At 38.1% G+C, this 13,930-nt stretch carries 11 protein-coding genes; all 11 read right to left on the reverse strand.

Features of this window, described 5'->3' with window-relative positions:
• Positions 1–28 precede the first annotated feature (28 nt).
• Positions 29–2,860, reverse strand: coding sequence for a TonB-dependent receptor (locus QMD71_06145; protein MDI6840407.1), 2,832 nt, complete (start codon positions 2,858–2,860; stop codon positions 29–31).
• 148 nt (positions 2,861–3,008) lie between these two features.
• Positions 3,009–4,688: a T9SS type A sorting domain-containing protein gene (locus QMD71_06150; protein ID MDI6840408.1), complete on the reverse strand. Its 1,680-nt coding sequence runs from the start codon at positions 4,686–4,688 to the stop codon at positions 3,009–3,011.
• Between the two features lie 120 nt (positions 4,689–4,808).
• Positions 4,809–5,330 carry a prepilin-type N-terminal cleavage/methylation domain-containing protein gene (locus QMD71_06155; GenBank protein MDI6840409.1) on the reverse strand — a complete coding sequence of 174 codons (522 nt, stop codon included), beginning with the start codon at positions 5,328–5,330 and terminating at the stop codon, positions 4,809–4,811.
• A gap of 190 nt (positions 5,331–5,520) precedes the next feature.
• Complete coding sequence (locus QMD71_06160) at positions 5,521–6,057, reverse strand: 2-oxoacid:acceptor oxidoreductase family protein (GenBank protein MDI6840410.1); 537 nt, start codon at positions 6,055–6,057, stop codon at positions 5,521–5,523.
• Positions 6,054–6,896: a 2-oxoacid:ferredoxin oxidoreductase subunit beta gene (locus tag QMD71_06165; protein ID MDI6840411.1), complete on the reverse strand. Its 843-nt coding sequence runs from the start codon at positions 6,894–6,896 to the stop codon at positions 6,054–6,056. The genes QMD71_06160 and QMD71_06165 overlap by 4 nt, the downstream gene beginning before the upstream one ends.
• A 72-nt stretch (positions 6,897–6,968) precedes the next feature.
• A complete protein-coding gene (locus tag QMD71_06170) occupies positions 6,969–8,120 on the reverse strand; it encodes a 2-oxoacid:acceptor oxidoreductase subunit alpha (protein MDI6840412.1) in 1,152 nt (383 codons plus the stop codon).
• Between the two features lie 165 nt (positions 8,121–8,285).
• Positions 8,286–8,528 (reverse strand): ferredoxin family protein, encoded by a 243-nt coding sequence (locus QMD71_06175; protein ID MDI6840413.1) that lies wholly within the window; start codon positions 8,526–8,528, stop codon positions 8,286–8,288.
• 71 nt (positions 8,529–8,599) lie between these two features.
• Positions 8,600–10,168, reverse strand: a complete 1,569-nt coding sequence (locus QMD71_06180) for a dienelactone hydrolase family protein (protein MDI6840414.1) — start codon at positions 10,166–10,168, stop codon at positions 8,600–8,602.
• Positions 10,168–11,580: a proton-conducting transporter membrane subunit gene (locus tag QMD71_06185; GenBank protein MDI6840415.1), complete on the reverse strand. Its 1,413-nt coding sequence runs from the start codon at positions 11,578–11,580 to the stop codon at positions 10,168–10,170. Before QMD71_06185 ends, QMD71_06180 begins: the two co-directional genes overlap by 1 nt.
• The gene (locus tag QMD71_06190; protein ID MDI6840416.1) at positions 11,581–12,507 is read right to left on the reverse strand and encodes an NADH-quinone oxidoreductase subunit H; all 927 of its coding nucleotides are present in this window, start codon (positions 12,505–12,507) and stop codon (positions 11,581–11,583) included. It lies immediately after the preceding gene.
• 154 nt (positions 12,508–12,661) lie between these two features.
• Positions 12,662–13,762, reverse strand: a complete 1,101-nt coding sequence (locus QMD71_06195; GenBank protein ID MDI6840417.1) for an ABC transporter substrate-binding protein — start codon at positions 13,760–13,762, stop codon at positions 12,662–12,664.
• Positions 13,763–13,930: the final 168 nt, after the last annotated feature.

Raw genomic sequence — 13,930 nt, forward strand, 5'->3', positions numbered from 1 at the left:
CTCTACATCTCTGTTTACATCAATGATTTTAGAAATTGACACATACTCCAACCTGTATTCTTCTTGGGTTACCATAAATGTATGGGTCATTGGTGTAATCCTTGTAGCAACTCACATAAGAGTTGTACCACTCATCCTTTGTTATTTCACCATTCTTGTCAATGTCCCGTCTTGTATCGTATGAGCCAGAATAACATGGGATTGCATCTTGATACCCTGTTGGCCATGTCTCACTTATAAGCCTATCATAATCATACATCATGCCGCTATCATCAGGTTTACCAGTTACAGGGTATACATTTTGGATATTCTTCCGGTTAAACAGATTGGTTATCTCACAGAATAAAGAATAACTGAGCCCAAAGAACTTGACCTCTTTATTTAACCTAATGTCTGTAGTTATCGTCCAGGGCATCCTCTTAGAGTAAATGTCGCCTATAATACGCATGGAGGCATCTCTTACAGTATAAGGAAGACCACTACCTGCCTGTGTCAATATGTTCAAGTTAAGGTTTTGTAGTGGATAAATAGAGCCTACTCTTATTCCAGATTTATCCGGAATATTAAAATTAAGATTTGCTGATACTGTATGACGCTGGTCAAATTCCAAATAGTATTCTTTCTGTGGCAGCACTACAGGCTTACCAGTAACAGGGTCAGGTGGTATATTAGCAATGTAATCATAATATGCCTGTGTTGAATATGAACCAGTTCCTTTGGCTTCAGATAAGCTATAGGAGAGCTTACCAGAAACATAACCCATCAACCTTTGAGTAAGTACAATTTCAAATCCTTTTACATTACCGTAATCTACACCCTCATAAATAGTATACACTTTTGGCTGAGCCGGTATCAGACGAGCCGCAAGTATATCGTAAAGGTCTTTGTAATAGGCAGTTAGGTTTAATGCAGTTGTCAGTGATAGCTGATGAGCAATACCAATCTCGTATTGAGTTGTCTTTTGAGCTGCTAAATCAGGATTCCCTATACGAATCCAGCCACCCCTTAGCTCCATCAAATTCCTGCCTACATATTCATAGAGACGCTGAAGTTCAGGCACCTGAAAGAATTGACCATAAGATAGATGGAATACAGTACGCTCTGTGACAGGATATGAGATACCAAACCGTGGTGATAGCTTATATTTTGGCTTAGCCCACACCTTACCAAGTAGAGGCGCGTACGGGTCTATAAATTTTTCTGCTTTTGAGTCAAGATAATCAAACCTTAGACCTGCATTCACAATGAAACCAGGATACTCAATTTTGTCTTGAATATAGGCAGCACCTTGTATAGGATAGTATTCATACTGGTCAAAATAAAGGCAGTTTGATATAATTGTATCTGTAGTGTCGGGTCTGGTATAGATATATTGCCCTATTTCATACTTAACATCGTTCCGCTTGGCTTCAAGGCCAAACTTTACCTGATGATGTCTTGCAATCTGGCTTGTAATGTCAAACTTGCTATTTATGTAACTTGATTCCCTATCACGCCACAAGCCAGGACTCCCATGAACAAAACCCCATTGAGTGCCACCAGGAACACCCCATGGATAATCAGCATTGTATGGGGCAGTTGTTGCTCTTACAGCATGTTGATTGTATGTCCACCAGGGTCTAAACTTAACATCTTCCCACCATTGCCTATCTTTTTCATACTCCCAATCTCTATGTCCTTGTAAAAGATGAGTCTTAAAGTAAGCTAAACCAATTGTGTAAAATGTAGATTTCGTCCACATATGTGTTAAAGTAGCATTAACCTGACGCGCTTTCTCAAACCTTGTAAGTCTATTCTCCTTTGTTTGATACTTTTCTTGGTTTTCACTTTGCTGACCAGCATCAGGGAGACCACTAAAAACAGCATACTGACCTTCTTGGGTACGGGAGAGGAAGCCACCGAGTGATAGTTTTATAAGTGGAGTAAATTTGTATGTCATCTTACCCTGAAATGAGTAGAACTCGCGGTCTGTTAATGGTACCGGGAAAAAATACGACTGCCAGCGCTCCCTCGAATTTACCTCACCTGATAAGAAATAATTTGCATTCTTAATAAATGGACCGCCTATACTTGCTTCGTAACTATTTAAACCTTGGTCAAGATAGCCAGTAAATATTCTGTCTGTCCTGTATCTTGTCATACCCTCACTCTTAACTCCCTCTTTTGTGACTAAGTTGACTACACCTGACATAGCCTCACCATACTCTGCATTGAAGCCACCAGTTAATACCATAACCTCCTGTATTGCATTCATATTGATATTAGCACCAGCTCTGCCAAGAACAGGGTCCTGAATTGACATCCCATCTACCATATAAATAACCTCACCTGACCTACCGCCTCTGATATGAATACCACCAGTTGCACCAGATGCACCACCAGCCGAACTTAGGACACCAGCCTGCTGTGAAACTACTGCCTGATAGTCATGTACAGGTTGACGCTCTATTTCTTCTGTAGTTATCACATGGGTTGTAGCAGTCGCATCCTTGAGTACCATTGGACGCTTAGCTGTCACTGTTACACCTTCTACTTTGATTACTGTTGGCTTAAGCTCAAAGTCTAATGTAGTTGTGAGGTCCATAATAGACTTGACATCAGTCTTAGTTACAGGCTCATAACCAATCATTGTCGCCTTCACTGAATATGTGCCTACAGGGACATTTAATATATAGTAATAGCCATCAATATCAGTTGCCGCACCCATAGTTGTACCCTCAATCACCACATTTACGCCAGGAAGTGGGCTACCCATTGTAGCATCTGTAACCCTACCTGCAATCTTACCAGTTACCCCTGCAAAAGTAAGACTTGTGCAAAACAACAAGAGTATAACACCACTTAATCTCTTTATACACATGCTACCTCCTTTCTATATTTACGCTTGCCCTACTACACATTATTCCAGTAGGGCAAACCTTTGGGTTTGCTTTATTTACTTGCCCTACTAAATTACTGTGATTGCAACCAGTAGGGACGGGGTTACCCCGCTCCTATAATAGAAAATTTTACTTTAAAACTACTAGCTTCCTTATAGAACTGGTAGTTCCCGCCTGTAGCCTGCAAAAATATACACCATCTGCCACTACTGAGCCAGAATCATCTTCTCTATTCCACGACACAGTATGGACACCTGCGTTTACTTTGCCATTTACAAGTACTCTCACAAGCCTACCTGCAATATCATACACATTAAGAGAAACTGTTCCCGCCAATGGAAGTGCATAACTTATTGTAGTAACATTACTTACAGGATTTGGCTTGTTCTGGTTAAGGATAAACGTTGTCGGAACATTAGGACTACTTTCTTCAACTCCAATAACTTTCCAAAATCCATTAACCCACGCAGTATCAGATGAAACAGAGTAATGCCATAGGGGATCAGGTCCTGCATTTAATGCTGTATAATCAACATAAAGCATATGAACACGAGAGCCTACAGCTTCTGCAATTTCTACTCCCCACTCATCAACATCTGGAGTATTAGTTATCCTGACAGGATAGAATACACTGTCATTCCTGATACCTACAAGATAGATATCAGCAAAACCAGTTGCTGTGTCAGGGTAGTCAATGTAAGTTATATAAAAATAACCATTACCATCTACCCCAATTGATGGACAATCTGCATTCCCAAGAAATGTAGCACCTGTTGTATCCAAATCTGGAGTCACTTGTGTATGAACCCAGTTACCATTTTTCATACAGCTAAAAAATGTAGCACTCTGTGGAATTGTATCACCGGCACCAGTCACATATATGCCTGCTAGACAAACAACAGTGTAAGGTTTATTATTGTGCACAATGCAATCATACCTATACCACCAGCATCCTTGGTCATATCCGGATGGGTCAGTTGCCATAAGCCTTGCTGGAGTAGTCCAGGTAGCACCTCCATCAGTAGAACTTAGATAGTATGGAATTAAATATCCAGTTAATGTATCTTCAACTCCATTAATAAGTCCAAATAGGTAGCCACCCGATCCACATGCCACATCCATTGCATCAGTAGCATTATGGAAAAGTGCACCATCAACTACCCGAGCCGGTGGAGCAAAACTTACACCCCCATCAGTAGACTTAGAGAGCCAATCATGGCCAGTATTCAAATCCCAGCCAACAATATACAGATAACCATTCTCATCTATGTCTACACTATGAAAAAAGCAGTGAGTGGTTGTAGTATCATCTAATAAAAATGGAGCCCACCACGAACCTGCAGCATAATCATCGTCTCTTGTAAAGAAGCCGGCACCACCACCAAGATTTTGCTCATAATACCCTATATATGGAATAAACCCAGGGTCTACTGCTAATCCCGGATACCTTGCTCGATAGCCAAGTCCAAGTGGCCCCATTGAAGTCCAGCTTGTACCACCATTAGTAGAAGTAGCCCAATGAAGGGCATAGTTTGATGCCGGGGGTGCTAAATATACAACTTGAAGATAGTTAGTTGACGGGTCATATATAATACTCTTACAAGACATACCAGCTATAGTGCGAATGTTGTCTACAGTTGCTATTGAGTCACCTACTTGCCTAACTCCACTCCGTAGTGAACCACTGATTACAGCCTCTCTATTAGAAGTTGGCTCCACCTTAGGAATTAATGACTTATTAAACCCTGCAAATGCAAAAGAAGATAATAAAACAAAACCTATCATCCCTACTAATATCTTTTTTACCATTTTAACCTCCTATTCAAACTACTATTTCCTAATTTTTATTTCCTGTTTCCTAATCTTACTCCTCTTTTCTCTCACCTCCCTTCCAAGCTCTTTTTAATACCTTGCCTTTATCACCCCCTTTCATTCCACCTCAGGCGGATTATTTGTCTCCTTATCTGTATCTTTCTGTGATGTTAGGGTACTTCGTGAGCTAACCATTTTAGCTTTTCGATAGTCAAAGTAATAAGCTCCATCAGGATTACCGAATACTATGCTCTTGTGTAAATCTTTAGCTTTTATTCTTAGTGTGAAAGTATTAGCATTACCTGTGTAACTGAAAGAGGTAAAGTTTGATGTATCAGGCAGTGTCATATATGGTTTGCCACTGGGATCTACAACATTATCTACAAATACATTATAATCTGCTATAATACACCCGTCTCCATTAGGTGTCTTGTTAACAACATCATAAGTAGAATAATCTGCATCAAATAAACTTAGTGCTTTTCTCATACAGTTAACATCAGCTTCTGCTGCAGTTATCTTTGCACGATCCCTAATTCTTCTAACACTTGAGATTGCAATAGTATTGATAATACCAAGAAGCACAACTACTACTATCAGTTCAATTAATGTAAAACCGTGAGCACTTTTTTTAAACATAAATGTAACAGTTTAGTTTTTAAAAAACCACAGATACACGCAAATAATTAAAATTTCATTTAATCTGTGTCTATCAGCGTTCATCTGCGGTTACATTCATTTTCTAAAAAACTTACCTATTACACATAAATTTAGATACAAAAAATAACATAATTTTTTGACTTGTCAAACAAAAAAATATTTTTTTACTTTATTTATTATGTTTCCTATATTCATACCCTTTATTAAATGCATTAAGATTTAATTCTTCAGTTCCCTTTGGAACTGATGTCTTGATTGACTCACGCATACCGTCTACACTTACCGCATCACATTGGGAAGAAAAGAAACCTAACATTACCATGTTAGCTACAATTTTACGACCCAACTCCTCAGCAATACGGGTGGCAGGAATTTTCATAACTCTTTTATCTGTAGAAGATGGGAATACTAAGTCTTCATCTATTAGAATTACACCACCTTTTTTAACACTGGCAGAAAATTTGCTATAGCCCTCCTGTGACATAGCTATTAAAATATCGGGCGTATCTACTAACGGATAATTTATAGTTGTATCTGATATTATAACCTGAGCTGAACACGCTTCACCCCCTGCCTCAGGTCCATAAGATTGGACAAGTGTTGCCTCCTTTTTGTCATATATTGATGCCGCTTTCCCAATAACATAGCCGGATAAGATTACACCTTGACCACCAAAGCCTGCCACTCTAATTTTGAGAGAGGTCATTTTAAAGAAATGCTGACTACTGTCTTTAACTCCTCTAATTTATCCAAATAAGTTGGTCTCTCTATATCTACAAACTTGCCGCATACTATTTCACCATCGAGTTTAATATCTGTAAGTTTTCCGAAGGATCCCGTGGAAAGGTCAATATCACGTTTTATCACACTCTTTTCTTTAAAGTATTTCATTATATCAATACCTCTTGCTTTACGATTTTTTCGTCCATACTCAGTTGGACATGGAGAAATGACTTCAATAAAACTAAAGCCACGTTTATTAAATGCCTCACCTATGGCACGCTTAAGTTGATGCACATGTAGGGTAGTCCACCTTGCTACATACACTGCACCAGCAGCTGCTGTAAGGTAGACGAGATTAAATGGATGCTCAAAATTACCGTAAGGACTTGTAGATGTTATTCCTCCAACAGGGGTTGTAGGTGCTACTTGACCACCAGTCATCCCATAAATAAAGTTGTTTACACAAATAACAACTAACTCCACATTCCTGCGTGCCGCATGGATTATGTGATTACCACCTATTGCAAATAGGTCACCATCACCGGCAAGAATAAAGACTTTAAGTCTTGAATTTGCAAGCTTTAGTCCTGTAGCAAATGGGATTGCCCTACCATGGGTAGTGTGAAAGGAGTCCAGATTTATATAGCCCGGCGCCCTACTCGTGCACCCAATACCTGATACAGTTACAAACTGCTCCTCAGGAATACCAGATTCCTCTATTGCCCTTATACAACAAGAAACGATAGTCCCTATACCACAACCAGGGCACCAAATGTGAGGTAACCTATCTGTCCTAAGTAAATGGTCCATTGGATGATTCATTTTTCTATTTCCTAATTCCTACTACTTTTTACTGTCATTGCGACCACGAGCAAAGCGTGGTGGGAAGCAATCTCATTTTCGTTTCTTTGCTACCTCTTCTATTGCTTGACTTATTTCTTCTGGCTTATGAAAGCCACCACCTGCATGAGGTACAAGTAATGTCTTTACAGCTGAACATCTCTCTACTTCATAAAAAATTTGTCCTAAATTCATCTCTACCACAACGAAGCCAGTTATATGGTTTGATAATTCTCTAACCATAGCTTCAGGGAATGGCCATATAGTTATAAGCCTAAGGTAACCAACTTTTATCCCTTTACGCTTAGATAACTCAATACCTGACCATACAATCCTTGATGTTATGCCATAAGATATAACAACAACATCAGCATTATGAGTGTCTATTTCTTCAACTCTTATTATTTTATTTGCATTCTTTCTTATCTTATTAACAAGCCTCCTGACAAGCCTACCCTGCGCCTCCTCTTTCATCACTGGATAGCCACGTTCATCATGAGTTAGACCAGTTGTATGTATCCTATAGCCATCGCCTGCCTTTATAATTGGAGGAACAAGGTCTGAGTCTGGCTTATGAGGAAGGTAGTCACCGGGTTTTAGAGTTGTATATCTTCTTGGTGTTATTTTTACCTCTTCCGGTGTTCGAAACTTTACTTTTTCTGTCATATGACCAACAGCTGCATCTGAAAGCACAATTGTTGGTACTCTATACTGCTCTGATAAATTAAATGCTTCAATTGTTAAATCAAAAATTTCTTGTGGTGAATTAGGTGAAACAGCAATTATTTCATAGTCACCGTGCGACCCCCACCTTGCCTGCATCACATCTGCTTGTCCTTCCATTGTAGGTAAGCCAGTTGATGGACCACCACGCTGGATATTGACTACTACACAAGGAACCTCCATCATCGCACCAAGTCCGATATTTTCATTCATTAAAGAGAAGCCAGGTCCTGATGTTGCAGTCATAGACTTTACACCTGCCCAAGAAGCACCAAGTATAGCAGCTATTGAGGCTATCTCATCTTCAAACTGGACAAAAACACCACCTAATTTAGGTAACCTCTCAGCCATATGCTCGCCTATCTCAGTTGATGGTGTAATTGGGTAGCCAGCAAAAAATCTACAACCCGCCACTATTGCACCTTCAGCACATGCAATGTTGCCTTGAACGAAATGCTCACCCTTTAAAAACTCTGTGTTCATTATACCTGATTACACAGATTTATTTTACCTGCCTGCCGCAGGCAGGGATTACGCAGATTAAATAGGTAAGGCATCTTGCCTTACCTTGTGAAGCTGGAAGCCTCACCTATTTTCCATCTGTGTAATCTGGTTTTATGCACCCGTACGGGTGGACAATCTGTGTAATCATAATTCATAACTCATTTTTGCTTCTTTATAAACTGTAAATATAGCAAATTCAGGACAAATAAGCTCACAAGTCTTACAATTTGTGCAGGCAGCACCATCTTTAACAAAAGGAGGATGATACCCCTTTTTAGTGAACTTAGTTGATAGTTCTAATACAGCTTTTGGACAAAATTCAACACAATAGCCACAACCTTTACATCTTTCTTCAAGTATGTAAATATCAGCCTTCACCAATTTCATAACATAGTATCATAAAGTAATCTATCCGTCAAACAAAAAATTCAGACCCAATACCATTTTCTTTCCATTTTCTAAAGATTTTTAAGATTGATAAAGAGCTTATTTACATAAATTAAGGCACGGTCACGATTTTTTAGAAAATTGTGTAGTAGGAATTCGGGTGAAGCACTAATTTGACCATCAAAAATTTTTCTCCCATTCACTTCAAGCACAACATTTTGATCAAGTTGAACCATATCAGGGAGTATATAAATTGTGAAGGCACCAACTTGGGAAGCCTTAATAGAAAATTTATTGCCGCAAAAATAAGCCTCTAAGCGTGCCGATGGTTGTCCACGTCTAAACAGATTATATTTGGTAGGACCTGGAAATTGTCCCTTTAATTTAAGTTCTTGTCCTTGTCTAAGGATTGTCATTTCTGCCCAATCACCACATTTTTTATCTTCTTTATACTTATTTATATCGTCTAAATTATTAACAGGATTTTCTCCTAATTTAATAAGAACATCTCCTTCCTGGATACCCAATATTGCACAAAGTGTGCTGTCACCGACAACCTTGCCAATTCTCACCCCCGGTCCATTGTACTTGTCATCAGGCATAAATCCAAACATTACACGGTCATCTATCAACTCCATATTGTAGTCTTTATACCAGTCAGCATGGCCTTCAGCGATTATTGAATCGATGGAAAGCCACATACATCCCATCCCAGGATATGCACTCTCCCATTTGATTATAGAACTCAGACTACGAGGATGAGTTTCCATAAATTTTACCATAAGAGGCAATTCCTTATCAACGTAGTCAAAACTATGTCCAATATCTGCATAGATACGATAAAGAATATTAGCACCAGCACTTTGGGCAAGTTCAATTATAGGAGTAATTTTTTTAGCTGGATAGAGCTCATCTTTCTCAGTACTTATCACATATAGAGGACAATTAAAGAGATTAATAAAATATGTTTGTAGCCCACCCCATGAACCCACACCAGGATGCCCATTGAGTGGCAAAAAGGCTGCAAAATCTGTTGGATAACACATTGCAAATAAAAATGAGCCAGAGCCTCCATCAGAAAAGCCGGTTAGGAAAACACGGTTGTCATCAATATTAAAATTTTGCTTAGTAATACGAATCTGTTGTAATACATTTGATACACCAACTGAATCCCACCAAGTAGCCCCAAATTGACCAAGTGGAAAAAGAAGAATATAATTATACTTATCGGCTATTTTGATAAAAGGTGAATTTTGTACATACTCTTCTGGTTTTTCTATGATATCTGGTCGACTTATGCCTCCATGGAGGTAAATCAGAAGTGGAGTTTTTTTACTCGGGTCATAAGTCGATGGAACATACCAACAGAATGGGCGCTTAATCCCATCGATACAGAGGTTCTCATTAGTAATTATACCAATCTTATCCAATTTCTTAAACTTTATGTTCTGTAGCAATGCTATCAGACTATCAACGGAAGGTTTTTCTTTTAATATTTGGTTAATGATTTGTTCCTGTTCTTTTGTATTGGTTGTTCTTAGAAGTTTATCCAATGATTCGGAAAGATTAACAGCACCACTCTGAAAAGGAACGATAATCGTGAAAATGAATAAAAAGGAATTTATTATTTTATTATCCATTAACTTACAAATAACCAAAACTTTGAGATAAAAATACCTAATAGTAACGAGATAATTCCTAACCCAAGCACACAGCTAACCATTGTCTTACTTGTTTTTATCCTACCTTTAATTTGCGACTCGCCAAGAAATATTCCATTAAATAGCCTAAATGTATAGAATAAAGTTAGCATAGCCGAGAATATAACTAACCCTGCAACTAATAAATGACCAGTCTCCACAAGCCCAATAATAACACCAAGTTTAGCCCAAAAGCCACCAAATGGTGGTAACCCTGCTATAGAGGCAATACAAAACAGAAACCCAACCCCAGTTGCTGGGCTCAATTTCATAAAGCCACCAAGCTTACGGATGTCCATATCACGAGTCTCTTGTTCTAAAATTCCAGCACCAAAAAAAAGACCCGCCTTCCCAATACCATGGATAACAGAATATAACAACGCTGATTGGATACCAATCTCACTGAGTATTCCAAAACCCATTAGAATATATGCAATCTGTGAAATTGAAGAGTAAGCTATTATCTTCTTAATATCTGTAGAGACAAGTGCAGCACCACCAGCAATAATTGAGGAACCTACTGCAAGGAATAATATCCATGTCCAAGAGAGATAAAAAGTGCATACAAATATTTTAGCAAATGCAAGTAACCCAATTTTAGAGACTATGCCAGAGAGAAGAGCAGATGATGAAGATGGAGCTGCAGGATATGCAGCTGATGGCCAAGTATATATAGGCAAGAAAGCTGATTTAGCAATCAGACCTATGAAAATGAGGTTAAATATTTGAGATGAATGGTCAAGAGTCTCGCCTATTAATAGATTTAAGTCAAGTACTCCCTTTTGTAAATAAATGAAAATGAACCCAAAAAGCATAAGGGATGAGCCAAGATAAGTCATCAAAAATGTCTTATTCGCTATCTTAGTAAGTTCAGGCTTTCTTATGGAGCCAACAAGACGCCAAGTTGTGAATGCTGAAAGCTCCCAAAATATGTAAAGTAATATAAGATTGTTTGCATATGAGACTCCCATAAGTGAACCAATTAAGAGGGTAGTCACAAAATAGTATTCTGACTTCTCATTTTTTATATAATTTATTGAATAAATAAGTGAAATAAGTCCTATAAATGAGAATAGGAGTGCAAAAACAAGTGAGATACGGTCTAATTCAAAGCTAATGTTAAACAAAGGGGTGCCAAATCTAAATGGTTGTATTAAAATGCTTTGTCCCGTTTCCATATGGAACGGGATTTGACTACCAATCACAGCTGGAATTAACGCACAAGACAAAATTAAAGACCCAACTACAGTGATGATTGCCCATGTCTCCCTTGCTTTATCTCTGAGAACAAGACAAAAAAAAGAACCTATAAAAGGTAGCCAAATACTTGCAAGGAGTAAATTGTTAATCATTTATATTCTAAACAGTGCCAAAATGAACCCTATTATAGAGGCGACAAGAACTTTACCCCAAAAGAATTTAAGTGCCTGGTCAATTCGGACACGTGGATTTACATTCTTTATTACAATTATTACAAAAAGGATAAGCCCATACTTAATGAAGGTCCATAAAATATTTAATCCTTTAAAATTAATTCCACCAAGAAACATAGTAATTAAAAATATTGGAAGTACAAAAAGTAGTGTGTATTTCATTAGTTTAATAAAAGCAAGTGGCGGTCCCCCATATTCTATATATGCACCCTCAGCAATCTCTGTATCAGCTTCAGCTAAATCAAATGGGACATAGCCTAACTTTGCAATAACACAAATTAATGCAACAAAAAATGCAATAGCAGAAGATAATGAATTAGTAAACATCATACCATGTGTAGACTGATACCTAAGTATGGCTCCAATGTTTATCTCCTCTACCTTGCCTATGGGCGTAAATACTGCAAATATAAGCGGTAATTCATAAGCTATAAGTAGCTTTATCTCCCTTGATGTCCCAATAGCAGCAAGTGGGTTACCACTCGCTGACCCGCCAATAATAGTTGATATTGGCGGCAATATTAATAGATACAGGACTACAATTATATCACCAATAAATGCTTTGCTTGGATTTAAATTTATTTGCCAAAGGATTACACTTACTAATAGAACGCCGACAAACCCAATAATTGGAGCCATTAGGAAGGCAATACGATTACCTGCACTTGGGACTATTGTTTCTTTACCTAAGAGTTTAAAGAAATCGGCAAAATTTTGATACCAAGGTGGACCGACCCTATATTGTATCCTCGCCGTTAACTTGCGGTCTACCCAGCCTACAAGTAAAGAGAGGACAAATGTAAATAAAAAACCAGGAAATATAAGCCACGAGAAGATAAGGTTCACTGTAACTATTTCAAAAAAAACAAATTACAAAGCTCAAATGATTTTGACATAAAATATTGAGCAAAATTATGAATTTTAATGCTGAATGCTACCCCGCACCTATACATAGGGGGCGGGGCATAATTGAGCATTTAGAATTTAGCATTTCTAATGATTAATATGTTGTTACCATTTCAATAGGCTTACCAGGCTCAAACTTAATAATCATCAAACTCCTTCTTGGCTCCCTCCCTTTTGTAAAATCTATAGTCCCTGTTGCACCTAAGAAGCTGGTTGACTTGATGTTGTATTGGAAATTACTTCTTGTAACTCGTCTTGAGCGTTTAAAGATTTCTTGAATTAATCTTATAGCATCATAACCTAAGGCTGAGAATGTCTCAGGTTCTATACTGTATTCAAGCCTAAATTGATGCAAAAATTCCTGTACCTCCGGAGCACCATAGTTATAGAAAAAATGAGTTGAATAGTAATTTACACCAGGTCGGTTGCCAATAATTCTTGATAGCTCAGGTGAATCCCAGCCATCTCCCCCAATAAAGGGAACCTTAATTCCAATATCCCTTGCTTGACGAGTTATCAGGCTGGCTTCTGAATAAAATGCAGGTATAAATACACAAGCAGGATTGGCTGCCTTCACAGATTTGAGCTGTGTCTCAAATATTGTATCACTTGCCTCAAATGTGTGCTTAGAGAGAATTTTGCCACCTAACCTACTGAATTCAAGTTCAAAACTTTCACATAAGCCTGCAGAATATGGGTCACGAGGGTCTAAGAAAATGCAGGTAGATTTAGCTTTTAGATTTTCTATGGCAAACTTTGCAAGCATCACCCCCTGAAATGGGTCAGTAAATGATATTCGCCATACCCAGTCTCTACCTTCAGTAGCTTTAATTCCTGTAGCAGTTGGGGTGATAATTGGAATACGTGACTTATCTGCATATTCACCTATACGGATTACATTCTTTGTTGTGAGTGGCCCTATTATGCATAAAACTCCTTGTTTATGAAGCTTGTCTACAGCAAGGTAAGCAGCTTCATCTTCACCTTTATCATCCTCTACAATAAGCTCTACTTGCCTACCATTTATTCCACCATGAGTATTGATAATATTAGCACCAAGCTGTACACCTTTTAAGCACATATCACCATAAGAAGAAAGTGGACCCGAAATCGGTAATACTACTCCTATTTTTACAGGCTTCTTGGCACAACCAAAACCAAGTAGCCATAAAATTAAAAAATAATATTTTAACATTTTGCCTCCTAACCGCAGGACTTAAATTTTATGTAATAATTTCAGTTTGTCAAGCTTTTTTGTCCAATGTCCAATGTGTTACTTTTCAGCAAAAATGTCCTCTTTTATTTTTCAAGTAAAATGTCCTCTATCGCTGAAAATATGGTATATTCTTTGGCCGAAAGGAGG

This window comes from bacterium (assembly GCA_030018315.1).
Classification (GTDB): domain Bacteria; phylum Hydrothermota; class UBA3073; order JACQXS01; family JAGMCI01; genus JASEGA01.